The sequence below is a fragment of the Micromonospora sp. NPDC005257 genome (genome assembly GCF_042872445.1).
GTDB lineage: Bacteria > Actinomycetota > Actinomycetes > Mycobacteriales > Micromonosporaceae > Micromonospora.
Window position 1 is genome coordinate 668,878 of the sequence record NZ_JBIAKL010000001.1, and the last position, 23,429, is coordinate 692,306.

At 74.3% G+C, this 23,429-nt stretch carries 18 protein-coding genes; 13 read left to right on the plus strand and 5 right to left on the minus strand.

Translation table 11 applies throughout. The features are described from left to right. Window positions 1–36: 36 nt before the first annotated feature. Window positions 37–1,488, minus strand: coding sequence for an LVIVD repeat-containing protein (locus ACFYO8_RS02780; RefSeq protein WP_387256704.1), 1,452 nt, complete (start codon window positions 1,486–1,488; stop codon window positions 37–39). 138 nt (window positions 1,489–1,626) lie between these two features. Between ACFYO8_RS02780 and ACFYO8_RS02785 the strand changes: the two genes are divergently transcribed. From ACFYO8_RS02785 to ACFYO8_RS02795, 3 genes are all read left to right on the plus strand, one after another. Continuing rightward, window positions 1,627–2,322 carry a DUF305 domain-containing protein gene (locus ACFYO8_RS02785; protein ID WP_354863550.1) on the plus strand — a complete coding sequence of 232 codons (696 nt, stop codon included), beginning with the start codon at window positions 1,627–1,629 and terminating at the stop codon, window positions 2,320–2,322. 150 nt (window positions 2,323–2,472) lie between these two features. Next, the gene (locus ACFYO8_RS02790) at window positions 2,473–3,681 is read left to right on the plus strand and encodes a histidine kinase dimerization/phosphoacceptor domain-containing protein (protein WP_354863548.1); all 1,209 of its coding nucleotides are present in this window, start codon (window positions 2,473–2,475) and stop codon (window positions 3,679–3,681) included. Continuing rightward, window positions 3,593–6,013: an ABC transporter permease gene (locus ACFYO8_RS02795; protein ID WP_387188330.1), complete on the plus strand. Its 2,421-nt coding sequence runs from the start codon at window positions 3,593–3,595 to the stop codon at window positions 6,011–6,013. Before ACFYO8_RS02790 ends, ACFYO8_RS02795 begins: the two co-directional genes overlap by 89 nt. A 67-nt stretch (window positions 6,014–6,080) precedes the next feature. Here the strand turns inward: ACFYO8_RS02795 and ACFYO8_RS02800 are convergent, their stop codons facing one another. Continuing rightward, window positions 6,081–7,466: a serine/threonine-protein kinase gene (locus tag ACFYO8_RS02800; protein WP_354863546.1), complete on the minus strand. Its 1,386-nt coding sequence runs from the start codon at window positions 7,464–7,466 to the stop codon at window positions 6,081–6,083. 496 nt (window positions 7,467–7,962) lie between these two features. Between ACFYO8_RS02800 and ACFYO8_RS02805 the strand changes: the two genes are divergently transcribed. The 7 genes from ACFYO8_RS02805 (at window position 7,963) to ACFYO8_RS02835 (ending at window position 14,627) form a co-directional block, all read left to right on the plus strand. After that, window positions 7,963–8,598 carry an RNA polymerase sigma factor gene (locus tag ACFYO8_RS02805; protein ID WP_354863544.1) on the plus strand — a complete coding sequence of 212 codons (636 nt, stop codon included), beginning with the start codon at window positions 7,963–7,965 and terminating at the stop codon, window positions 8,596–8,598. Window positions 8,599–8,617: 19 nt separating this feature from the next. Continuing rightward, window positions 8,618–9,367, plus strand: coding sequence for a hypothetical protein (locus tag ACFYO8_RS02810; protein WP_355014828.1), 750 nt, complete (start codon window positions 8,618–8,620; stop codon window positions 9,365–9,367). Window positions 9,368–9,522: 155 nt separating this feature from the next. After that, window positions 9,523–10,758: an ergothioneine biosynthesis glutamate--cysteine ligase EgtA gene (gene egtA, locus ACFYO8_RS02815; RefSeq protein ID WP_354863540.1), complete on the plus strand. Its 1,236-nt coding sequence runs from the start codon at window positions 9,523–9,525 to the stop codon at window positions 10,756–10,758. A 38-nt stretch (window positions 10,759–10,796) separates the two neighbouring features. Then, entirely contained in the window at window positions 10,797–12,062 is a 1,266-nt protein-coding gene (gene egtB, locus ACFYO8_RS02820; protein ID WP_354864476.1) for an ergothioneine biosynthesis protein EgtB, read from the plus strand. Between the two features lie 9 nt (window positions 12,063–12,071). Continuing rightward, complete coding sequence (gene egtC, locus ACFYO8_RS02825) at window positions 12,072–12,818, plus strand: ergothioneine biosynthesis protein EgtC (RefSeq protein ID WP_354863538.1); 747 nt, start codon at window positions 12,072–12,074, stop codon at window positions 12,816–12,818. A 32-nt stretch (window positions 12,819–12,850) separates the two neighbouring features. Then, window positions 12,851–13,816: an L-histidine N(alpha)-methyltransferase gene (gene egtD, locus ACFYO8_RS02830; protein WP_354863536.1), complete on the plus strand. Its 966-nt coding sequence runs from the start codon at window positions 12,851–12,853 to the stop codon at window positions 13,814–13,816. A 223-nt stretch (window positions 13,817–14,039) separates the two neighbouring features. After that, a complete protein-coding gene (locus ACFYO8_RS02835; RefSeq protein ID WP_354863534.1) occupies window positions 14,040–14,627 on the plus strand; it encodes a TMEM165/GDT1 family protein in 588 nt (195 codons plus the stop codon). A 57-nt stretch (window positions 14,628–14,684) separates the two neighbouring features. Here ACFYO8_RS02835 and nhaA read toward each other — a convergent pair whose 3' ends face one another. Together nhaA and ACFYO8_RS02845 are read right to left on the minus strand one after the other, a co-directional pair. Continuing rightward, a complete protein-coding gene (nhaA, locus tag ACFYO8_RS02840) occupies window positions 14,685–15,986 on the minus strand; it encodes a Na+/H+ antiporter NhaA (RefSeq protein ID WP_354863532.1) in 1,302 nt (433 codons plus the stop codon). A gap of 161 nt (window positions 15,987–16,147) precedes the next feature. After that, a complete protein-coding gene (locus ACFYO8_RS02845; protein ID WP_357707910.1) occupies window positions 16,148–17,995 on the minus strand; it encodes a polysaccharide biosynthesis protein in 1,848 nt (615 codons plus the stop codon). Between the two features lie 184 nt (window positions 17,996–18,179). Here ACFYO8_RS02845 and ACFYO8_RS02850 point away from each other — a divergent pair, with 184 nt between their 5' ends. Beyond that, entirely contained in the window at window positions 18,180–19,628 is a 1,449-nt protein-coding gene (locus ACFYO8_RS02850) for a polysaccharide biosynthesis tyrosine autokinase (RefSeq protein ID WP_387256706.1), read from the plus strand. Here ACFYO8_RS02850 and ACFYO8_RS02855 read toward each other — a convergent pair. Continuing rightward, on the minus strand, window positions 19,609–20,163 hold the full coding sequence (locus ACFYO8_RS02855) for a low molecular weight phosphatase family protein (protein WP_354863526.1): 555 nt from the start codon (window positions 20,161–20,163) through the stop codon (window positions 19,609–19,611). The genes ACFYO8_RS02850 and ACFYO8_RS02855 overlap by 20 nt on opposite strands. A 144-nt stretch (window positions 20,164–20,307) precedes the next feature. On the opposite strand from ACFYO8_RS02855, the gene ACFYO8_RS02860 reads away from it, so the two are divergent. Both ACFYO8_RS02860 and ACFYO8_RS02865 read left to right on the plus strand, forming a co-directional pair. Next, the gene (locus tag ACFYO8_RS02860; RefSeq protein ID WP_355096523.1) at window positions 20,308–21,549 is read left to right on the plus strand and encodes a glycosyltransferase family 4 protein; all 1,242 of its coding nucleotides are present in this window, start codon (window positions 20,308–20,310) and stop codon (window positions 21,547–21,549) included. 93 nt (window positions 21,550–21,642) lie between these two features. After that, a complete protein-coding gene (locus ACFYO8_RS02865) occupies window positions 21,643–23,427 on the plus strand; it encodes a DUF4012 domain-containing protein (RefSeq protein WP_355096521.1) in 1,785 nt (594 codons plus the stop codon). Window positions 23,428–23,429: the final 2 nt, after the last annotated feature.

A 23,429-nucleotide genomic window follows, 5' to 3' on the forward strand; every position in this document is an offset into this window, starting at 1 on the left:
GCGAGGGGAGCGCCGGGCCCGGGACGGGTCAGCGGGTCACCAGCTCAGATAGCCCGCCTGGGTCTGCACGTTCAGTTCGGGCACCAGCAGGAACTGCGCCAGCCAGGTACGCGGGTCACGCAGCTCCAGCACGTCCAGTCCCTTCTGGATGTCGCTGGAGTAGATGTGGCCGTTGTACCAGTAGGCCGACCAGGATCCGCCGGTACGAAGCTGCGAGGCGTCCAGCGGCCCGCGCTCCCAGTAGGCGATCTCGGTGGGCTTGCGGGAGTCGGTGAAGTCCCACACCGAGATCCCGCCCTGGTACCAGGCCTGGACCATGATGTCGCGTCCGGGCACCGGGATCAGCGAGCCGTTGTGGGCCACGCAGTTCTCCGTGTCCGTGTTGGCCCGGGGGATCTTGTAGTAGCTGCGGAACTCCAGCTTGCGGGCGTCACCGCGGCCGGTGATGTCGTAGATGGCGTCCGCACCCCGATTCGGGCCGACCACCTCGTTGCAGGTGGCCGCGCCGCCGCCGCCCAGTTCGTCGGTGAAGACGACCTTGGTGCCGGCGTTGTTGAACGTGGCCGAGTGCCAGAACGCGAAGTTCTCCGCGTCGGTGACCCGTTCGATCACCCGGGGGGCCTCGCGGTTGGAGATGTCCAGCAGGATGCCGTCACCCATGCAGGCGCCCGCGGCCAGGTCCTTCGCCGGGTACGCGGTGATGTCGTGGCACCCGGTGGTGGCCGACGTCTGGCCGGGGATGCCCGGGTAGCCGCCGTCCGGGAACAGGTTCGGCGTGGCGACCACGGAGGCCGTGGTGGGGTTCTTCACCGGCACCTTGACGATGGAGATGGAGTCGTGCGGCGGCTGGCAGTCCGGGAACTCGGCCCGCGGGCTGTACGAGGAGACGTACAGGTAGACGTTGCGCTTGTCCTTGCCGGGCACGAGCGTGTGGGTGTGTGAGCCGCACGCCGTCTCGACCGACTTGATGTAGCGCGGGTTGCGCTTGTCGCCGATGTCGAAGATCTTGACGCCCTCCCAGGACTCCTTCACCGACGCCGGCTGGGTGGTGCTGGCGCAGGAGTCGTCGCTGCGGGAGGAGTCGGTCGACAGGAACAGCAGGTTGCCGTGGACCGAGATGTCGTTCTGCGAGCCGGGGCAGAGCACCTGCGACACGATCGTCGGGCGGTTCGGGCGGGAGACGTCGTAGACGACGAACCCGTCGTAGTTGCCGACGAAGGCGTACCGCCCCTGGAAGGCGATGTCGGTGCCCAGGGCGGCCGTGGTGTCGAACGGCGCCTGCTTCGGCAGGTTCGCCACCTGACGCAGGTTGGGGCTGCTGGCGATCTCGTCGACACCGGGGACGGCGTTGTCCACCGTGGTCGGCGCGGCCTGGGCGCGGGGGATCTCCTGCGCGCTGCTCGGCGGTGCGGCGAAGACACCGGCGAGCAGCAGGCCGGCGGCGGCGAGACTGATGATGCGGGTGCGGGACGTGCGGATGCTTATCACCGGCAACACCCTTCGAAAGGGGGTCATGATTCGCCACACCTTACCTATTTGTGACGACCATCAATGTGATCTGGGTCACCCTTGGGAACTTTCCTCTATGGATAGGATCGCTGTCACCTTGACCGGAGGAGGCGTCGTATGACCAGCCGGCAGGCGCGTGTCTGGGTGGGCGTCACAGCACTGGTGACCCTCGTGGTGGCCGGCGGGTCCGCGCTGACCGGTCGCGAGGACACCCGTACCCCGGAGGCGGTCACGACCACGGCGGTGGCCGCGCCGAGCGTGAGCGCGGCCGCGTCGGCGCCGCCGGTGGTGGTCCCCGGCAGACCCGGGGAGCCCGCCGCGACCCGTCCGGCCGAGCAGGTCCGGGGCGCCACCACGCCGCGGTGGAACAACCTCGACGTCTGGTACGTCCGGATGATGATCCCGCACCACGAGCAGGCCCTGGAGATGGCGGCCCTCGCGCCCGAGCGCGCCGCCGACGCGCGGGTGCGCGCCGTGGCCGAGCGGATCCGCGCCGCGCAGGCTCCGGAGGTCGGCCTGCTGCGCGCCTGGCTCAGCACGCGCGACCTGCCCGCCGACGTGCCGGGACACGACCACGGCAGCATGCGCGGGATGCAGTCCGCCGAGGCGATGCGGCGGCTCGCCGACGCCCGCGGTGCGACGTTCGACAGGCTGTTCGTGCAGATGATGTCCGATCACCACCGGGGCGCGATCGTCATGTCCACCGACCTGCTGAAGGTCGGCGTCGACCAGCCGATGCAGGAGTTCGCCACCGCGGTCGCCGTCGAGCAGTCCGCCGAGATCACCCGCATGCGGGCGTTCCTGACCCCCTGACCCCCTGACCCCACCCCCACCCCGCCCTCGCCCCGTCGATCATGAGGTTGGCTGCGACATATCGGACAGCAATCGCCGCCAACTTCATGATCGACGGGTGGGAGGCGGGGGAGGGTGGGGAGGGGGAGGGCGGGCCTAGGCTGGGGGATCGTGAACCGCCTGATCCTCGGTCGTCCGCTGCGGGGCGTCGCGTTCGACGCCGCCGCGTGCGGGCTCGTCGTGTTCTTCGCGCTGTCCGGGTACCTCGCCGGGCAGACCGGGCTCGCGGCGTGCGCGGTCGGCCTGGCGATGGCGGCGGTGCTGTTCTTCCGGCGTGCCCACCCGTCGGCGGTGGGCGCCCTGGTGGCCGCGCTCGCGCTGGTCCAGGTGATCGCCGGCTGGGGTCCGCTCAGCTACGACATCTCCGTGCTGATCGCCCTCTACAGCGTGGTCAAGTACGCCGATCGGCTCCGCGACGGCATCGTGGCCGGGGTCGTCGCCGTGATCGGCGGGGTGCTCGCCGCGCTCCAGTCGCCCGGCGCCGCGCCCTGGTGGATGGGCGCGTTCTTCTACGCCCTGATCGTCGGCGCGGTCTGGCTGGCCGGGCTGAACCTGCGGACCCGCCGGCTCTACGTGGTCAGCCTGGAGGAACGTGCCGCCACGCTGGAGCGGGAACGGGAGGCGGAGGCGCGCGCCGCCGTCGCCGAGGAACGCACACGCATCGCCCGTGAGCTGCACGACGTGGTCGCCCACAGCATGGCCGTGATGATCGTGCAGGCGGACGGGGTGCGGTTCACCCTGGACCGGGATCCGGCCACCGCCCGGGAGGCGGTCAAGGTCGTGGCGGACACCGGCCGGCAGGCGCTGGAGGACATGCGGCGGCTGGTCGGCGTACTCCGGGAACCCGAGCGCCCGGAGTCGCCGCCGGCGGTGGACGAGCCGGCCGCCGAGCCGGCGCACCGGCGACCCGCGCTGGTGGAGCTGCCAGCGTTGCTCGACCGGTTCCGCGCTGCCGGGCTGCGGATCACCTGCGGCGGCGCCGGCACCCCCGCGGGCGCTGCCGCCCGGCCTGGAGCTGACCGTCTACCGGGTGGTGCAGGAGAGCCTGACCAACGCGCTCAAGCACGCCGGCGTCGGCGCGTCGGTGGAGCTGACGCTGGACTGGGGCGCGGACGCCGTCGTGGTGCGGGCGGTGGACGACGGTGGCGGCCCCGGCGGGGCGGTGAGCGGCATGCTGCGCCTGACCCTGCGCCAGGTCCGCGCCGACGGCCTGCGCCTGCTGCTGTCCTCGCTGGCGATCGTGCTCGGCGTCGCGTTCGTCGCCGGGACGCTGATGTTCATCGACGGCATGCGCGCCGGGGCGTACGAGCGCGCCGGTGAGTTCGACAGACACACCGACGTGGCCGCGTACGCCGGGACCGACCCGCTGCCCCCGGCGCTCGTGGACCGGGTACGCGCCGTCGACGGGGTGGCGGCCGCCGCGGGCGAGCTGACCGGCTCCGCCGGGGTGGTCGGCGCCGACGGCCGTCCCGTGCTCGGGTACGCGGTGCTCGCCGCGATCCCCACCGAGGCGGACCTCCAGTCCTACGACGTGGTGGCCGGGCGGCTGCCGCAGCGCCCCGGCGAGGTGGTGCTGGACGACGAGACCGTCGCCGAGCAGCGCTTCACAGTGGGCGGCCCGGTGTCGATCGGCGGGCGGGACGGTGCGGCCCGCCCGTACACCCTGGTCGGCGCCGTCGACGTGGACGGCAGCTCCCGCGACGTCGGTGGCCCGTACATCGGGCTGACCGGCCCGGACGCGCTCACCGTCAGCGGCGAGAAGGGCTATGGCCGGATCATGGTGGCGGCGCGGCCCGGAGTGGACGCGGCGGCGCTCGCCGACCGGGTCCGCGCCGTGGTAGGGCCGGACGTGACGGTCCGGGACCGGGACGCCGTCCTCGACGCGGCCGTCGACGACGCGGTACGCGACCTGCGGCAGTTCGGGATGCTGCTGGGTACGTTCGCGGCGGTGGCGGTGGTGGTGGCCGGCTTCGTGATCGCCAACACCTTCGCCATCGTGCTCGCCCAGCGCTCCCGGCGTACCGCGCTGCTGCGCCTGGTCGGTGCCACCCGGGGTCAGATCTACCGGGCCACGCTGTCCGAGGCGGCGGTGACCGGCCTGCTCGCCTCCGCGGCCGGGGTGCTGGCCGGTGCGGCGGTGGCCGTGGGCCTCGGCCTCCTGCTCGCCGGCGCCGGGGCGCCGCTCGGCGGCGGACTCACCCTGACCCCGCGTACGCTGCTGCTCTCGCTGGGGCTGGGGACGCTGCTCACCGTCGCGTCGGCCGCGTTGCCGGCCTGGCAGGGCACCCGGGTCGCCCCGGTGGCCGCGCTCACCGACGCGGCGATCAACCCGGTCCGCCCGGCCGGGCGGCTCCGGCTGGCGGTCGGCGCGCTGGCGCTCGCCGCCGGTGTGGCGGCGCTGGCCGACGCCGGGGCCACCGGTCAGGTGGTGCTGGTCGCGGCCGGCGGGTTGCTGGCCTTCGGCGGCATCGTGGCGTTCGGCCCGGTGCTGGTGCCGGCGCTGGTACGGGTGCTCGGCTGGCCGTTCCGCGCGGCGTTCGGCGCCACCGGCGGGCTGGCCGTGTCGAACGCGGTGCGCAACCCGCGCCGGGTCGCCGCCACCGCGACGGCCATGGTGATCGGCATCGGGCTGGTCTCGGCCTTCGTGGTCGGCGCGGCGAGCGTCAATTCCGGCATCGAACGCACGGTGGACGCGCGGATCGGCGTGGACTTCCTGGCCACCGGCATCGGCGGTGACCTGCCGGCGACGCTCGCCGGCGACCTGGCCGCCCGCCCGGAGCTGGGTGTGGTGCACGAACAGCGCAGCCGGGTGGTCGGCGACGTGCAGCTACGCGCCGCGCATCCGGCGCTGGTCCGGCGGACGCTGTCCGCTGTGGACGCCGGTGACCCGGCGGACCTGGGGCCGGGGTCGGTGCTGGTGCACCGCGAACTGGCCGCGGACCGGGGCTGGACGGCCGGCTCCACGATCACCCTCGCCGGGCGGCCGTTCCGGGTCGCCGCGGTGGTGGCCGACGAGGAGCCGGTGCTGGCCGGCAGCCGGGTGCCCGCCGGTCACCTGGTGGACGTGCTGGACACCGACTTCAGCGCCCTGTTCCCCGCCGAGCGCGGCTACCTGGCCGAGGTGGACCCGGCCGCCGGGGTGAGCGTCGACGCGGCCCGGGCCGCTGTCCAGTCGGTGCTGGCCCGATACCCGACGGTGAACGTGATGGACCAGGCCGCGTACAAGAAGATGCTCACCGGCACGGTCGACCTGGTGCTGGGGTTCGTCACCGCGCGGCTCGGCCTGGCCATGGTGATCTCGCTGGTCGGGGTCGCCAACACGCTCAGCCTGTCCGTCGTGGAACGCACCCGGGAGACCGCGGTGCTGCGCGCGGTCGGCCTCAGCCGGGCCGGGATGCGGGGCGTGCTCGCGGTCGAGGCGGTGCTCACCGCGCTCGTCGGCACGCTGCTCGGCATCGCGCTCGGCGCCGGGACGGCGGCCGGGGCGATGGCCGTGGTGGCCCGCATCGGCGGTGACTTCACGCTGGTGCTGCCCTGGGGACGGATCGGGCTGATCGTCGCGGTGTCGGTGGTGGCCGCGCTGCTCGCCTCGGTCCTGCCGGCCCGCCGGGCCCTGTCCCGGCCGGTGGTGGCGTCGCTCGGCGCGGACTGACCGCCTCGGTCCGGACACGGGCGAGCCGGCTCCGCCGTGGGCGGGGCCGGCTCGTGGGTGCCGTGGGTCAGGGCTGCGTGGCCGGCTGCCCGCCGGTGTCTCCGCCGCCGGTGCCGGTGCCGGGGTCGGCGGTGGTCGGGTCCGGCGCCGGCGCCGTGGTGGGTGCCGTCGTCGTCGGCGCGCTGGACGGCGTGCTGCTGGGCTCGTCCGTCGGGGCCGGCTCGTCAGTCACGCTCGGCTGCGCCGACGGGATCGCCGAAGCGCTCGGCGTCACCGATGGCGTGGCCGACGGCCGGCCGCCCGGACCGGCCGGGCGGTAGGTGTAGTAGTCGTCGTCCGCCGACGGCTCGTCGGCGACCGGCTCGGCGGCCTGGTCGCTCGGCGCCACCGCGGGCGCCGTCTTGTCGATCTTCGTAGCCGGTTCGGCCGTGTCGTTCGCGGCCGCCAACAGCGCGCCCAGCGCGCCAATCGCCACCAGCACCGCGCCCAGTGCCCCGACGAGCGTGCCGCGCCGGCCCCGCCGCCGCGACGTCGCCACCGCGGCGCCCGGGCGGACCGCCGGCTGGTCGTCGCGGGACCGCGCCGTACCCGCCGCGCCGCGCAGCGCCACCGTCGCGGTCGACGTGTCGGTACGCGCGGCCCGGGCCGCGTCGGCCATCGCCGCAGCGCTCGCGTAGCGGTCGGCCGGGTCCTTCGCCAGCGCCCGCGACACCAGTTCCCGCACCGACGCGGGGATCTCCGCCGGCAGCTCCGGCGGCTCGTCGTCGAGATGGCGTACGGCCACCTGGAGGGGGTTGTCGCCGGTGAACGGCGGGCTGCCGGTGAGGCAGCAGTACGCGACGGCGCCGAGCGCGTACACGTCGGTGGCACCCGAGACGGGCCGGCCGGCGGCCTGCTCCGGCGCCATGTAGAGGGCGGTGCCGGGCACCGCGTTCGTGCTGGTGATGCTCGTGACGTTGGTCGAGCGGGCCACCCCGAAGTCGACCAGGACCACGGTGCCGTCGTCCTGCACGAGCAGGTTGCTCGGCTTCACGTCCCGGTGGACGATGCCCCGGCCGTGCGCCGCGTGCAGCGCCTGCGCCACCTGGGCCACGATCGACATCGTCTCGGCGACCTCGAGCTGCCCGGCGGTCTCGATCCGCCGCGACAGCGGCTCACCGGCGACGAACTCCATCACCAGGTAGTCGGCCCGCCCGCCGCTGGGCAGCTCGTCCTCGCCGCAGTCGAAGACCTGGACCACGCCGGGATTGCGCAGCGAGGCCATGATCCGCGCCTCGGAACGGAATCGGGCGATGAAGTCGGGGTCGGACACCAGGGCGGGAAGCAGCACCTTCACCGCGACCTGGCGACCGAGGACCAGGTCGGTGGCACGCCAGACGTCGCCCATGCCGCCGGTGGCGACACGGTCATCCAGGCGGTACCGACCGCTGAGTACGACGTCTGAGGACAGCACCCCCATACCGTACCCACAGCAGGCGCGAAGTATTTCCCGCGATATCCGCGTCCGGCTCCGCCGGCCCGAACGGCCGGGTGTCCGGCAGCCGGGACGCCGATCGGCTGATCGTGATCGACCCGGTACGATCGGCCAGAAAGTCAGGCGCCCCCGCGCTCGCGGTCCGCCGTACCGGCGGTGATCCGTCCGGGGGAGCGTCGCGACCGCCCTGAGTGTTACCCCGACACGCCGATGGCAGGGCTAGACATTTCTCTCTGTTTTCCCCGCCTCCGACGGCTTGCGAAGCACCCGGTCCCTCCCGGTGTCGGCCCGACTCCCGGCTGCCCCGGGGCGCCGGTACGGTATGTCCCGCCGACGCCCGTGCCGCGCGGCAGTGTCCAAGGCGCACCGCACGCTCGTGCGCGTGCCTGATCAGCTCACCGGGGGGCCGAGTGCGGATGGCGGTGTGGTCGGCTCCCGTCGACGCCCGGCGTCGGGCCGTCACGGGACGGCGAGCGTGACGGCCGAGCTGAACGAGGCGGTCGCCGGGGCGCAGGCGGGCGACGAGGAGGCGTTCCGTTTCCTCTACCGCAGCCTGCAACCCGCGCTGCTGCGCTACCTGACCGCGCTCGTCGGCGCCGACGCCGAGGACGTGGCCTCGGAGGCGTGGCTCCAGATCTCGCGCGACCTGCCGTCGTTCACCGGCGGCGAGTTCCGCGCCTGGGTGGTCACGATCGCCCGCAACCGAGCCATGGACCATCTGCGCCGGCAGCGGCGGCGTCCCTCCGTGCCGGTGCCCGTGCAGGCGCTCAACGACCTGGCCGCCGACGTCGACACCGCCGACCGGGCCGGTGAGGCGATCGCCACCGAGAGCGCGTTGGCGCTGATCCGTACGCTGCCGCCGGCCGAGGCCGAGGCGGTGATGCTGCGGGCCGTCATCGGCCTGGACGCGGAGACGGCCGGGCGGGTGCTGGGCCGGCGTCCCGGTGCGGTTCGTACCGCCGCGCACCGGGGCCTGCGCCGGCTGGCCGCGCTGCTGGAGCGCTCGGCGGCGCAGGCCGCGCCGGACGACGCCCGGGACGCCGTCGCGTCGCGTCCCCGTACCGACCGCCAGGTGCCGCACGCGCCCGAGGCCGAGCCGGCGGAGGGCTGACGTGAGGGGAGACGACGGCATGCACGCTCGCCGGTCCGGCGGGCCCGCCGACCGGGCGGAATCCGACCGCCTGCTCGACGCGGCGCGTGTCGGCACACCGCCGGGGACCGACGCCGACCCGCTGACCCGGCTGCTGTCCGCCGCTGCCGGACCGGCGGTCCCCGGCGAGATCGCCGGGGAGGAGCGGGCGCTCGCCGCCTTCCGGGCGGCCCGCGAGGCGGCCGGGACGGCCCCGGCGGCGGCAGCGGTGGCCGCGCCGCGCCCGCGTCGGCGCCTGCGGATCGCCGCCGCGCTGTCCGGGCTGGCCGCCACCGCGGTCGCCGGGGTGGCGTTCGCCGCCGTGCGCCTGGACCGCCCTCCCGAGCCGGTTGTCCCGCCCGCGACGACGGCCGGCCCCACCGGCGCCGGACCGACCGGCACCGGCCCCGCCGTCACCGGGCCGTCCCGGCCGGCGCCGAGCACCCCGGCCGGTGACGCGTCCGACGCGGCGTCGCCACCGGCGCCGTCCGGGACACCGAGCGCCAAGGCCGGGCCACCCGCGTCCCCGGCCCCCACGGGCCGGATGGCCGGCCACTGCCGCGCCTACCTGGCCAAGTCGGAGCGGCAGCGGGAGAAGGCGCTCACCACGCCGGGCTTCGCCGACCTGGTGGCCGCCGCGGGCGGCCCCGAGCAGGTGGAGAGCTACTGCCGGAACCTGGTCGGCGCGCCGGCGGACGACCCGGACGACGAGCCGGAGCCCGAGCGCCCGGGTCCGCGGACGGACGACTGAACGCCGCGGCGCAATCAGATTCCGGACAAAATTTCATCTCTCCGGGCAAGCGGATCTCGTCTGCTAGACAGAGGATGGTGGGGCGGCGTCCCGTGCCGTCCCGGCCGGGCGCGTCGCGACGACGTCGTCGCCCATCGCCGAGGAGGAGCCGTCCCATGGTGATGTCGCCGGACCTGGACCGGGCAGTCGTCCTGGGGGACGAGGAGGCGGCCCGGGGCCACCTCGCCCGGATCTGCTTCAAGACCGGGCCCCCCGCACTCGTCGGCGTCGAACTGGAGTGGACCGTGCACGACGCCGCGGACCCGGCCCGGCCGGTCGACCGCGAGCGACTACGCGAGGCGCTGGGGCGGCACAGCCCCGTGACCCTCGATCCCACCAGCCCGGCCGACGAGCTCCGGCGCGGCGGCGCCGTGACCGTGGAGCCCGGCGGGCAGGTGGAGATCTCCGCGACACCGCGATCGTCGGTTGCCGCGCTCATCCTGGCCACCGAGGCAGACGTCGCCGAGCTGCGGGCCCGGCTGGACGCCGCCGGCCTGGTGCTCGGCCGCAGCGGGATCGACCCCTGGCGTCTGCCCCGGCCCGTCGTGGAGACCCCCCGCTACCGGGCCATGCGCTGCGCCTTCGACCGGCGCGGCCCGGCCGGACGGGCGATGATGTACAGCACCGCCGGCCTCCAGGTCTGCCTGGACGCGGGCGAGCCGCACCACTTCGCGCAGCGATGGGCCGCCGCGCACGCCGTCGGCCCGCCGCTGCTCGCCGCGTTCGCCACCGCCGACCGGCATGCGGGCCGCCGCACCGGCTGGGCGTCCGCCCGGATGGCCACCTGGCTGGCCATCGACCCGGCCCGGACCAGGCCGGTGTGGTCGCCGCAGCGCGCCGACGAGGACCCGGTGACGGCCTGGACCGGGTACGCGCTCGCCGCGCCGCTGCTGTGCGTACGCGGCGACGGCCCGGACTGGACCGCGCCGCCCGGTGTCACGTTCGCCGACTGGCTGGCCGGCGCGCTGCCCCGCCCGCCCACCACCGACGACCTGGAATACCACGTCAGCACGCTGTTCCCGCCGGTGCGCCCGCGCGGCTACCTGGAACTGCGCTACCTGGACACCCAGCCCGGCCCGGAGTGGACGGTGCCGCTGGCGGTGCTGGCAGCGCTCTTCGCCGACCCGGCCACCACCCTGGACGCGCTCGCCGTGGCCGCTCCGGTCGCCGACCGGTGGCGCGCGGCGGCCCGGTGCGGGCTGGCAGAGCGTCCGCTGGCGAGCGCCGCGGCGGCGCTGTTCGACCTGGCCCTGACGGCCCTGCCCCGGCTCGGCCTGCCGGACGGCATCCACGACGAGACCGAACGAGCGATCCGGCGGCGCCGCGCTGCCGCGGAGAGGGGACACCGGTGACCACCACCGAGCGACTACGCGACCGAATCGCCGCCGAGATGGAGCGGACCCGGGCCCGTACCGCCCTGCTGACCGATGCGGTGGACGACGACGACCTGGTCCGGCAGCACTCCACGCTGATGTCGCCGCTGGTCTGGGACCTGGCGCACGTCGGCAACCAGGAGGAGCTGTGGCTGGTCCGCGACGTCGGCGGCCGTGACCCGGTGCGCCACGACATCGACGACCTCTACGACGCGTTCAAGCAGCCCCGCAAGGACCGGCCGGCGCTGCCGCTGCTGCCGCCCGCCGAGGCCCGCGCCTACGTGCGGACCGTGCGGGACAAGGTGTTCGACCTGCTCGACGGCATCCGCTTCACGGAGGGGCCCCTCGTCGCCGACGGGTTCGCGTTCGGCATGATCGTGCAGCACGAGCAGCAGCACGACGAGACCATGCTCGCCACCCACCAGCTGCGCGCCGGCGCCCCGGTGCTGGACGCGCCGCCCCCGCCGGAGCCCCGGGCCCGGGTCGGCGGGGAGGTACGGGTGCCGGCCGGGCCGTTCACGATGGGCACCTCCACCGACCCGTGGGCGCTGGACAACGAGCGTCCGGCGCACACCGTCGACCTGCCCGCGTTCTTCATCGACGCCGCGCCGGTGACCAACGGGCAGTACCGGGCGTTCGTCGCCGACGGCGGCTACGACGAGCCGCGCTGGTGGGGCGAGGCCGGCTGGCGGCACCGCGTCGAGGCGGACCTGAGCGCGCCGCTGCACTGGCGGCGCGACGGGGACGGCTGGGCGTACCGCCGGTTCGGCCGCTGGTCGGCGGTCCGCGACGACGAGCCGGTGGTGCACGTCTGCTGGTACGAGGCGCAGGCGTACGCGGCGTGGGCCGGCAAGCGGCTGCCGACGGAGGCGGAGTGGGAGAAGGCGGCCCGCTGGGACCCGGCGACCGGCCGGTCCCGGCGCTACCCGTGGGGCGACGAGGACCCGGCCGGCGAGCACGCCAACCTGGGCCAGCGGCACCTGTGGCCGGCGCCGGTCGGCGCGTACCCGGCCGGCGCCTCGCCGCTGGGCGTGCACCAGCTCGTCGGCGACGTCTGGGAGTGGACCTCCTCGCCGTTCCGGGGGCACCCGGGCTTCACCGCGTTCCCGTACCGGGAGTACTCGGAGGTCTTCTTCGGCGACGACCACCGGGTGCTGCGCGGTGGCTCGTTCGGCACCGACCGGTCCGCCTGCCGGAGCACGTTCCGCAACTGGGACTACCCGATCCGGCGGCAGATCTTCAGCGGCTTCCGCTGCGCCCGCGACGCCGGGCCGGAGGAGTGAGCCGGCTCGATGTGCCGTCACCTCGCGTACCTCGGTCCACCCGTGCTCCTGCGCGACCTGCTGTCCGACCCGCCGTACGGGCTGCTGCGCCAGTCGTGGGCGCCGCGTGACATGCGCGGCGGCGGCACGATAAACGCCGACGGCTTCGGCGTCGCCTGGTACGCGGGCGACGGCGACCCGGTCCGTTACCGGCGGGCCCAGCCGATGTGGAGCGACACCACGCTGCCGGAGCTGGCCGCCGTGACCCGCGCGGGCGCGGTGCTGGCCGCCGTCCGTTCCGCCACCGTCGGCATGCCGCTGCACGAGACCGCCGCCGCCCCCTTCGCCGAGGGGCGGTGGTTGTTCAGCCACAACGGCGTGGTGCGGGGCTGGCCGGACAGCCTGGTCCCGCTCGCCGCCGGCCTGCCCGTCCGCGACCTGATCACCCTGGACGTGCCGACCGACTCGGCCGTGCTGTGGGCGCTGGTCCGGCACCGGCTGCGCGGCGGCGCCCCGCCGGACGTGGCGGTGGCGGACACCGTCGCGGCGGTGACCGCCGCCGCTCCCGGCTCGCGGCTGAACCTGCTGCTCACCGACGGTACGACGGTGGTGGCGAGCACGGCCGGGCACGCGCTGTCGGTGCGCCGCGGCCCGGACTCGGTGCTGCTGGCGTCCGAACCGTTCGACGACGACCCGGCCTGGCGGTCCGTGCCCGACGGCCGGCTCGTGGTGGCGACCGCGGGCGGGCTCGACGTGCGGGAGACTACCGCCGCCTGACGATCCGTACCCACCGTAAGAGAGGACACTCGATGAGCGCGGAGCCGCTGGAGATCCACCTGGAGCAGCAGGACCTCGACCGTGGTCTGCGGGAGGACGTGCGGGTCGGGCTGGCCGACACGCCGAAGTGGCTGCCGCCGAAGTGGTTCTACGACACCCGGGGCAGCGAGCTGTTCGAGGAGATCACCCGCCTGCCGGAGTACTACCCGACCCGGGCCGAGCGGGCGGTGCTCGCCGCGCACGCCGCCGACGTGGCCACGACGACCGGCGCGAAGACGCTGATCGAGCTGGGCTCGGGTTCGTCGGAGAAGACCCGGCTGCTGCTGGATGCGTTCACCCGCCACGGCGACCTGGGGACGTTCGTGCCGCTGGACGTGTCGGTGAGCGCGTTGCGGTCGTCCACCGAGCAGATCGCCGCCGCGTACCCGGGGCTGCGGGTCCGGGGGATCGTCGGCGACTTCACCCGCCACCTGGACCGGCTGCCCACCGGGGGCCGGCGCCTGGTGGCGTTCCTCGGCGGCACCATCGGCAACCTGCTGCCGGCGGAGCGCGCCGGGTTCCTCACCGCGATGCGCGCGGCGCTGGAGAGCGGCGACTGGCTGCTGGTCGGCACCGACCTGGTCAAGGACCCGGGCGTGATCGTGCCCGCCTACGACGACGCGGCGGGCGTGACCGCCGAGTTCAACCGCAACGTGCTCCGGGTGATCAACCGCGAGCTGGGCGCGGACTTCGACGTCGACGCGTTCCGCCACGTGGCCGTCTGGGATCCCGAGCGGGAGTGGATCGAGATGCGGTTGCGCACCGAGCACCCGACCCGGGTGCGGATCCTGGACACCGACGTGCTGTTCGCCGCCGGTGAGGAGCTGCGTACCGAGGTGTCGGCGAAGTTCCGCCCGGAGGGGATCGCCGCCGAGCTGACCGCCGCGGGGTTCGACAGCCGGGCGTTCTGGACCGATCCGGACGGGTTGTTCGGGGTGAGCCTGGCCCGGGCCGACTGAGGGGCGCCATGATCCACACCCGGTGACCGGGCCGGCCGGCGATCGGCTAGGCTGGTTGGCGCGAAGGGGAGTAGCCCCCAATGTCGTGGTCGACACACTGGTGCGTTCCGCACCCGGCCACGCGGCCCCGGTCTCCGGGGCGGGCGAGACCTTCGACTCAGGCTGTCGCAGCCGGGTCGAGGGCGCCCCCGTTCCTCCTCCCGGCTTGATCGGGAAGGTTCACATGGAGGGTTTCCTCGTCGCGCTGGTGGTCAGCTTCGGCGTCATCTTCGTCGCCGAGCTGGGCGACAAGTCCCAGCTCATGGCGCTGACGTTCGCCACGCGATTCAAGCCGGTGCCGGTGCTCATCGGCATCACGATCGCCACCGCCGTCGTCCACCTGGCCTCGGTGGCCATCGGGTACGGCCTGAACGCCGCCCTGCCCACCGGGTGGATCTCGCTCATCGCCGGTCTGGCGTTCCTCGGCTTCGGCGCGTGGACGCTGCGCGGCGACCGGCTGACCGAGGAGGAGAAGCGCAAGGCCGAGCGTGGCGGCCGCTCCGCGGTCATCGCCGTCGGCGTGGCGTTCTTCCTGGCCGAGCTGGGCGACAAGACCATGCTCGCCACCATCACGCTGGCCACCAAGTACGGCTGGTTCGGCACCTGGCTCGGCTCGACGCTCGGCATGGTCGCCGCGGACGCGCTGGCGATCATGGTGGGTCGGATGCTCGGCCGGCACCTGCCGGAGCGGGCCATCCGCTACGGCGCGGCGGTGCTGTTCGCCATCTGCGGCCTGTGGTTGGTCTTCGAGGCGGTCACCGAGCTGAACTGACCGCAGCGGCACCGGCCGCCGTCCCCCCAGCGGGGACGGCGGCCGGTGCCGTCGCCGTCAGGCCGGGCGCTCCTGGTAGACGTCCGGAATGCCGTCACCGTCGGCGTCCCGGCTCTCCCGTTCGCTGATCCGCCGGTAGGCCCGGTTGCGGCGGACCAGCACCACCGAGGCGAGCAGGGCCGAGGTCAGCGAGGCGAGCAGCACTGCCACCTTCACGCCGTCCTCCTCCGGGCTGCCGGCGCCGAAGGCCAGCTCGCCGATGAGCAGCGACACGGTGAAGCCGATGCCGGCCAGCAGCGCCAGCCCGAGCAGATCGGCCCAGGTGATCTCCTCGTCCAGTTCGGCCCGGGTGAACCGGGCGAGCAGGTACGTCGAGCCGAACACGCCGATCACCTTGCCGAGCACCAGCCCGGCGGCCACCGCGAGCACCACCGGGTTGCCGAGCACGCCGCCCAGGTCCACACCGACCAGCGTCACCCCGGCGGCGAAGAAGGCGAAGACCGGTACGGCCAGGCCGGCGGAGACGGGCCGCCAGCGGTGTTCCAGCCGCTCGGCCAGGCCGGGTGCGCCGTCGCGCCCGCGCAGCACCGGCACGGTGAACCCGAGCAGCACGCCCGCCACAGTGGCGTGCACGCCGGAGGTGTGCACCAGCGCCCAGGCGGTCACCGCGAGCGGGATCAGCGCCCACCACCAGGTGCGCCGCCGCTGCACGAGCAGCCCGAACGCGGCGATCGGCAGCAGCGCGGCGAGCAGCGGCAACGGCTGGAACCCGGCGGTGTAGAAGATCGCGATGATGGTGATCGCGAAGAGGTCGTCGACCACGGCGAGGGTGAGCAGGAAGGCACGCAGCCCTTGCGGCAGGTGGGAACTGATCACGGCGAGCACGGCGAGCGCGAAGGCGATGTCGGTGGCGGTGGGGATGGCCCATCCGCGCAGGCCCGTGCCACCGGCGCTGAGCGTCACCGCCAGGTAGATCAGCGCGGGGGCGACCATGCCGCCGAGCGCGGCGATCACCGGCAACGCGGCCCGCCGGGGGTCACGCAGGTCACCGGCGACGAACTCGCGCTTGAGTTCCAGACCGACCACGAAGAAGAAGATCGCCAGCAGCCCGTCGGCGGCCCAGGTGCGCAGGTCGAGGTCCAGGTGCAGCCCGGCGCCGCCGGGCCAGGGCACCCAGCGGCTCAGTTCGGTGTACCCGGCCCGCCACGGCGAGTTGGCCCAGATCAGGGCGAGCACCGCGCCGAGCAGCAGCAGGCCGCCGCCGACCGTCTCGGTGCGCAGCACGTCGGCCAGGAAGCGGGCCTCCGGCCAGGAGCGGCGGGACAGCAGGCGGGGGCGGCGCGGGGTGTGCTGGTGCATGTGGGTCCGTTCGGAAGCTGGGGTCGGCGGAGTCATCGCCGACCAGGCTTCCCGGCACACCTGGGCCAACCCTATCGAGCACCGGCCGTCCGCGCGAGCCGGTCTCCGGCCGACGGGACGCCGATCCCACCTCGTGGGTGCGGCGTCCCGTCGTCCGGCAGTCAGCGTTGCCCGGGCAGCGCCGGCAGGGGCGCACCGGCCGGCTCGCAGAAGGCGGCCATCCGCTTGACCAGTTCCTCCGGGTCGGCGTACGGGTCCAGCCCGCGGACCTCGTCCGGATCCAGCTCGGGCACCGCGACGTGGGAGATCAACGGGTGCAGCGGGCGGCTGTCCACCTCGTCGGCGCCGAACAGGTGCTCGTGCAGCTTCTCGCCCGGGCGCAGGCCGGTGAACACGATCTCCACCGGCCGGCCCGCCTCGGCGGCCAGCCGGCGTGCCACGTCGGCGATCCGGACCGGCTCGCCCATGTCGAGCACCAGCGCCTCGCCGCCCCGGCCGATCGTCGCGGCCTGGAGCACCAGGTGCACCGCCTCCTGGACGGTCATGAAGTATCTGGTGACCTCGGGGTGGGTGACGGTGATCGGCACGCCGGCCCGGATCTGCGCCTGGAACGCGGTGAGCACCGAACCTCGGCTGCTGAGCACGTTGCCGAACCGGACGCTGAGGTATCTGCCGTCGAGCCGCTGCGCGTGGTAGGCGGTCAGCCGCTCGGTGATCCTCTTGGAGTAGCCCAGGACGCTCGCCGGGTTGGCCGCCTTGTCGGTGGAGATGTTCACGAACTCGGCGACGTCCCGGCACGCCTCCAGCACGTTGAGCGTACCCAGGATGTTGCTCTTGATCGCCTCGCCGGGGTGGCGCTGGAGCAGCGTGAGGTGCTTGAGCGCCGCGGCGTGGAACACCACGTCGGGCTGCCGGTCGGCGACCACCCGGGCGATGCCCTCGGCGTCGCGGATGTCGGCCAGGATCAGCTCCGGCCCGTCCAGCAGCGCGCGCCCGTGCAGGGACATCTGCAACGCGTGCAACGCGGACTCGTCGCGGTCGAGCATCATCAGCTCGTCCGGCTCGCAGCGGGCGATCTGCCGGCACAGTTCCGAGCCGATCGACCCGCCGGCGCCGGTGACGAGCACCCGGCGGCCGGCCAGCCCGCCGCGCTCCACGCTCAGCTCGGCCACCCGGTGCGCGCGGCCCAGCAGGTCGGTGGGCTGGAGGTCGCGGACGTCGGTGGCGGCCACCGGGCGGTCGAGCACCTCGCGCACCGGCGGCAGGACCTTGAACGCCGCACCGGCCTCCAGCGTGCGGGTGCGCACGTCGCGCAGCAACCGCGGGTCGGAGCCGCTCATCGAGAAGATGACGGTGCTCGCCCGGGTGGTCCGGACGGCGGCGCCTACCTGCTCCCGGCCGCCGAGCACGCGCAGGCCCTCCAGCCGCAGGCCGCGGCTGTCGGGGGCGTCGTCGAGCAGTCCCACCGGCTGGTAGCTGCTGTCCGGGTCGTGCAGCAGCACCCGGACGAGCCGCTCGCTCGCCGCGTCCACCCCGTAGACCAGGCAGCGTTCGGCGTGCCGGGCGGTGGTCGGCCGGCGGTCGGCGTGGGCCCGCCAGAGGCCACGGGCGGTCGCCATCACCACGAGCGCCACCGCGCCGCCGACCAGCGGCGTGCTGGCCGGGACCGGGTGCTCTGCCCACGGCAGCAGGGTGGCGAAGCCGGCGGCCGCGACGAGCGCGACGGTGACGGCCAGGCCCTGCGCGTCGCCGGCGCTGCCGATCGGATACCTGCCGTAGATCCGGAACCGCAGCAACGTGAGCACGGCGTACAGCGCCGCGCAGGCCAGCGCCAGGCCGAGGGTGCGGAGGCTGACCGCGGCGGTGAGGTCGAACTCGTACCGGGTCCAGGCGGCGCCGAGAAAACCTCCGCACCACGCGGCCGTGTCCAGCGTTAACAGGGAGGAGGTGGCGGCGCGGTGGGTGATCCGGCCGGAGGGTTGTACGGGGGTGATCGCGTCACGATCCATGTGCTGTCCCTGCATCCTATCCGTATTGAAAGGATTAGACCGTCTATGCCTGTCCGGTCGTTTACTGTCGTCTCATCACGCGAAGTCGTGAATGGGCGATTCGATCCTGGCACGGTTACTGGGGTATTTAGGGGGCTTTCGTGCAGTTTCATGGGCAGACCGGCGTGTCGCGAGGGGGAGCGTGATGGACGTTCTCGGCTACCTGCGGCTGGTCCGACGCCGCTGGTGGATCGTGCTGGTGGTGGTGATGCTCGGTCTGGGCGCCGCCGCGCTGGTGACGGTCCAGACGGCGCCTCGGTACGAGGCCTCGGTGACGTTCTTCGTCACCACGCCCAGCCAGGGGGTCACCGACGCCTACCAGGGCAGCCTCTTCCTCCAGCAGCGGGTGAAGTCCTACGGTGACCTGCTCACCAGCGACCGGCTGGCGCAGAGCGTGGTCGCCGACACGCCGCTCGGCCTCACCGCCGACCAGGTGCGCAGCCGGATCAGCACCGCCACCACGACCGGCACGGTCCTGCTCAAGGCGACGATCACCGACACCGACCAGACCCGGGCGCTGAAGACCACCGAGACGCTCGCGACGAAGTTCACCGAACTGGTCCGCAAGGTCGAGACGCCACCGGACGGCAAGGCCCCACCGATCAAGATCGAGGTGGTGAGCGGCCCGCGCGTCACCTCCAGCCCGGTCTCACCGCAGCCCACCCGCAACCTGGTCCTCGGTGGTGTGCTGGGCCTGCTGCTCGGCGCCGGCCTGGCCGTGCTGCGCGGGCTGGCCGACGTCCGGATGCGCGACGGCGCCGCCCTGCAACGGGTGACCGGCAGTCCGCTGCTGGGCGAGGTCCCGTACGAGGCAAGCGCGCGGTCGGCGCCGCTCATCGTGGGCGACGCGGCCACCTCGGCCCGCGCCGAGGCGGTCCGCAAGCTGCGCACCAACCTGCGCTTCGTGGACGTGCACGAACCGGCCCGGGTCATCGCGGTGACCAGCGCGGTGCAGGGCGAGGGCAAGACCACGATGGCCTGCAACACGGCCATCGCGCTGGCCGAGGCGGGCTGGCGGGTGCTGCTGATCGACGCCGACCTGCGCCGCCCGAAGGTCGCCGACTACCTCGGGCTCGACGGCGGCGTCGGCCTCACCGACGTGCTCGTCGGCGACGTCCAGGTCGGTGACGTGGTGCAGCGCTGGGGGGAGAAGTCGATGCTGGTGCTGCCCAGTGGCGCCACCCCGCCCAATCCGAGCGAGCTGCTCGGCTCCAAGTCCATGGCGGACCTGCTGGTCGCGCTGCGGGACTCGGCGGACATCGTGGTCATCGACACCGCCCCGCTCCTGGCCGTCACCGACGGCGTGGTCGTGGCCGTGCAGGCCGACGGCGCGCTCCTGATCACCCAGCAGGGGCGTACCTCCCGCAGTCAGGTGGCCGCGGCGGCGCACGCGCTCCGCTCGGTCTCGGTACGCCTGCTCGGCTGCGTGCTCAACATGGCCAAGGTGGGCAAGGCGGACGCCTACCAGTACGAGGCGTACAAGGTGGTCCTGCCGCCCGCGGCGCCCTCCGTGCCGGCCGACCGGGCCGGTACCCGCCGCGGCGCGAAGGCCGTGGGCGACCGGACGCAGGAACTCACCCGGCTGTCGCGATGAGCGCGAGCACGGGCCGGATCGACCGCTCGATCTCCTCGGCGCAACGCCGGAAGTCGGCGGGCGAGCCGCCGATCGGATCGCGCAGGTCCTCCGCGTCGGGGGCGGCGGGTTGCAGCCGCCCTCGGGCGCGGACGGCCGCCGACACCGCCGCTCGCAACGGCGTGCCGGCCTCCGCCTCGGCGGGCCGGGCGGCGGTGGCCAGCCGGGCGAACTGCCGCAGCGTGAACGTCCGGGCCAGCGCGGCCGGGGCCAGCGCGGTGCAGGCCGAGCGTTGCCGGCGGGTCGCGGTCAGCACCAGCGCGGCCCTGGTCAGGTGCTCGGGGCGGAGCCGGCGGGTGCGGAAGCCCGCCGGGTCCGCGCCGGTCCGCGCGGTCACCTCGACCGCGTACGGGTGCATGGCCGCGCCGTCGATCGCGTCGGTGCCCGCGCTGGCCACCGCCAGCGGCAGGCCGGCCAGCATCCGGCGGGCGATGAACTCGGCCATCGGTGACCGGCACATGTTCGCGTGGCAGACGAACAGGACCTCGTCGACCATCTGCACCCCTCTCGTCGGCGCGGCCGCGACGGAGGGCGCCGCGACGGCGTTCTTCCGGCGGTCGCGGCCGGACGCAGAGGGGATGCGGGAATGGTACGCGGCGCGGCGCCCGGCCGTCCGGCAAGCCGCGCCGGGAGCGCGGCCATGAGGGTCGGCATCCTGTCCTACCACTTCCCGCCGGAGCCGGCGTTCATCCCCGGCAGCCTGGCCGAGGAACTGGTGGCCCGGGGCCACGAGGTACGGGTGCTCACCGGTTTCCCGGACTACCCGGGCGGCCACGTCTATCCCGGCTGGCGGCAGCGCTGGCGGCACCAGACGCAGAGCGAGCGGCTGACCGTGCGCCGGGTGCCCCGGTACGCCGCTGGTGACGGTTCCGCCCGTGCCCGTACCGCGAGCTGGCTCTCCTTCGCCGCCGGTGCCGCGCTCGCCGGCCGGGGCCTGCTGCGCGACGTCGACGTGCTCTACGTCCACGGCCACCCGGCGGTCACCTTCGCGGCGACCGGGCTGCTGCGGCTGCTCGGCCGTACGCCCACCCTGCTGCACGTACAGGAGGTCTGGACGGAACGGGACCGGCGCACGGCGCCGGACAGCGGGTGGCCGGCGCGGCTGGAGACCGCCACCGGGCGCCTGTACCGGGAGGCCGCGGTGGTGGCTGTCGGTTCGCCGGCCATGGCGGATCTGGTCCACGCCGCCGGCGCCGATCCGGGCCGGGTGCGCACGGTGCCGAACTGGACCGACGAGCGTGTCTTCCGACCCACCCAGGCCGGTCCGGCGGTGCGGCGGCTGGTCCGCCGGGACGACCGCTGCGTGGTGATGCACGCCGGCACGATCGGCGCGCGCCAGGATCTGGAGACGGCGGTCCGGGCGGCGGCGGCGCTCGGCGACCGGATGGACCTGGTACTGGTGGGCTCGGGTCCCGCGGAGCGGCAGGTACGTGGGCTCGCCACCGATCTCGGCGCGGCGAACGTCCGGTTCCTGGAACGACGGTCCGCTGTGGACATGCCGCAGCTCTACGCCGCCGCCGACTACCAGCTCGTGGCGCAGCGGGATCTGCCGGAGCTGCGCGGACGGGTGCCCGGCAAGCTCCAGGCCGCGCTGTCCTGCGCCGCGCCGGTGGTCGCCGCCGCAGCGGGGGAGACGGCGGAGCTGGTGGAGCGGGCCCGCGCCGGCCTGTCCTGCCCGCCGGAGGACTGGGCCGCGCTGGCCGACCGCTTCTGGCTGGCCGCGGCGATCCCGTCGGCCGCCCGGACCGACATGGGCAGGCGGGGCCGCGACGCGTACCTGCGGGACATGGCGATGCGGACCGGTGTGGACCGGATCGAGGCGCTGATGCACGAGGCGACTGAGCGGGCGCCGAAAAGAACAAAAGCCGTGAAGAGCGACTAACCCCGCATGAAGCCTTGAACGGGCACTTACTCGTGCTAAAAACCACTCGACCGCGCATTGTGTCCGATTCGACCGACAGGCAGGGGGAGATCCGTGACCGAAGCTGGGACCACGCCCGGGCGGCGGCGCCGCTCGCGACGGCGCCGGCGCGCGCGGATCCGCCGGATCCTGCTGACCGGGCTGGTCGTGGTGTCGGTGCTGCTCAGCGTCGGCGGTTGGGTCGCGTTCCGGGGCTGGCAGGCCCGGGCCCACCTGGTCAACGCCGCCGGGCTGGCCAAGGAGCTCAGTGCCCAGGTGCTCGACGGCGACGTGGTCCGGGCCCAGCGCACGCTCGCCGCCTTGCAGGAGCAGGCCGCCGCCGCGCGCGGCGCCACCGGGGATCCGGCGTGGTGGGCCGGCCAGCAGACCCCGTACGCGGGCGGCAACCTGGCCGCGGTCCGGCAGATCTCGGTGGCGGTCGACGACCTGGCCCGGCTCGCGTTCCCCACGCTGCTGCGGGTCGACCTCGCCTCGCTGGTGCCCAAGCAGGGCAGGCTGGACCTGGCCCGGTTGCGCGCCGTCTCGGCCGAGGTCTCCGCCGCCGACCAGGCGGTTCGCAGGACCGCCGACCGGCTCCGGCAGGTGACCACCGACGACCTCGTGACGCAGGTACGCGACGCGGTCACCGCGCTGCGTGCGGAGCTGGACCAGCTCGGCGAGCTGACCTCGGCGGCTGATCGCGGGGTGCGGCTGCTGCCGCCGCTGCTCGGCGCGGACGGACCGCGCAGCTACCTGCTGATCTCGCAGAACCCGGCCGAGTTGCGCGCCACCGGCGGCATGTTCGGCGCGTACGCCGTCCTGCGCGCCGAGGACGGCCGGATCAAGCTGGTCAAGCAGGGCAGCTCGTCGGACATGGGCTTGTTCGACCCACCGCTCACGACAGACGCGGAGACGCGGCGCCTCTGGGGGGACCTTCCGGGCATCTATCCGGCGGACGTGAACCTCAACCCGGACTTCCCGGCCGCCGCCGCGCTCTACCGGGACATGGTGCGCCGCCGGATCGGCACCACAGTGGACGGCGTGTTGGCGGTGGACCCCGTGATGCTGTCGTACCTGCTCGGCGTCGTGGGGCCGGTGGCCGTGCCGGACGGGCCGTCGCTGGCGGCGAGCACCGCGGTGCGCACGCTCCTCAGTGACTCGTACCGGGACCTCGGCACCGACGCCCAGGACCGGTTCTTCGCCCGGGCCGCCTCGGGCGTGTTCGACTCCCTGTTCACCAGGGCGGTGGATCCGCGTGCGCTTTTGACCGTTATTGCCCGTTCGGTCCATGAACGCCGGATATTGTTCTGGAGTGTCCGATCCGAGGAGCAGCGCGCACTGGCCGGCAGCGGGCTGGCCGGTCAGCTCCCGGCCAAGGACACCACGCCGACCGTCGGCGTGTTCCTCAACGACGGCAGCGGCGCGAAGCTCGGCTACTACCTCAGGTTCTCGGCCACCGTGACGGTCGGTGAATGCCAGCCGGACGGACACCGCGAACTGAAGCTGCGGGTCACGGTGCACTCCACCGCCCCGAGGTCGGGCCTGACCGAGTCGGTCACCGGGCTGGCCCTGGCCGGCGACAAGTACACCGCGCGCACCTTCGTCTCCGTGCACACGCCCACCGACGGCGCCGTCCTCACCGGCCGGTTGGACGGGCGGGACACCGCGATGGGCAGCGGCACCGACGGCCGCCGCCAGGTGGCGGTGGCGCAGGTGGACACCCGCCCGGGGCAGACCAGGACGCTCGACGTCACCGTTCTCACCGGCCAGACCGGCGCCGGGACGGCCGAACTGGTGCACACGCCCACCGTCACCCCATGGACCACCCAAGTAGTCAACGCATCAAGCTGTGAACAGTAGGA

What these genes read in the sequence shown, in the direction of transcription:
- ACFYO8_RS02785 (WP_354863550.1), top strand. Translation starts at nt 1,627, where the DNA reads ATGACCAGCCGGCAGGCGCGTGTCTGGGTGGGCGTCACAGCACTGGTG.
- ACFYO8_RS02810 (WP_355014828.1), top strand. Translation starts at nt 8,618, where the DNA reads ATGCACGCTCGCCGGTCCGGCGGGCCCGCCGACCGGGCGGAATCCGAC.
- egtA (WP_354863540.1), top strand. Translation starts at nt 9,523, where the DNA reads ATGGTGATGTCGCCGGACCTGGACCGGGCAGTCGTCCTGGGGGACGAG.
- egtB (WP_354864476.1), top strand. Translation starts at nt 10,797, where the DNA reads ATGGAGCGGACCCGGGCCCGTACCGCCCTGCTGACCGATGCGGTGGAC.
- egtC (WP_354863538.1), top strand. Translation starts at nt 12,072, where the DNA reads ATGTGCCGTCACCTCGCGTACCTCGGTCCACCCGTGCTCCTGCGCGAC.
- egtD (WP_354863536.1), top strand. Translation starts at nt 12,851, where the DNA reads ATGAGCGCGGAGCCGCTGGAGATCCACCTGGAGCAGCAGGACCTCGAC.
- ACFYO8_RS02835 (WP_354863534.1), top strand. Translation starts at nt 14,040, where the DNA reads ATGGAGGGTTTCCTCGTCGCGCTGGTGGTCAGCTTCGGCGTCATCTTC.
- nhaA (WP_354863532.1), bottom strand. Translation starts at nt 15,986, where the DNA reads ATGCACCAGCACACCCCGCGCCGCCCCCGCCTGCTGTCCCGCCGCTCC.
- ACFYO8_RS02845 (WP_357707910.1), bottom strand. Translation starts at nt 17,995, where the DNA reads ATGGATCGTGACGCGATCACCCCCGTACAACCCTCCGGCCGGATCACC.
- ACFYO8_RS02850 (WP_387256706.1), top strand. Translation starts at nt 18,180, where the DNA reads ATGGACGTTCTCGGCTACCTGCGGCTGGTCCGACGCCGCTGGTGGATC.
- ACFYO8_RS02855 (WP_354863526.1), bottom strand. Translation starts at nt 20,163, where the DNA reads ATGGTCGACGAGGTCCTGTTCGTCTGCCACGCGAACATGTGCCGGTCA.
- ACFYO8_RS02860 (WP_355096523.1), top strand. Translation starts at nt 20,308, where the DNA reads ATGAGGGTCGGCATCCTGTCCTACCACTTCCCGCCGGAGCCGGCGTTC.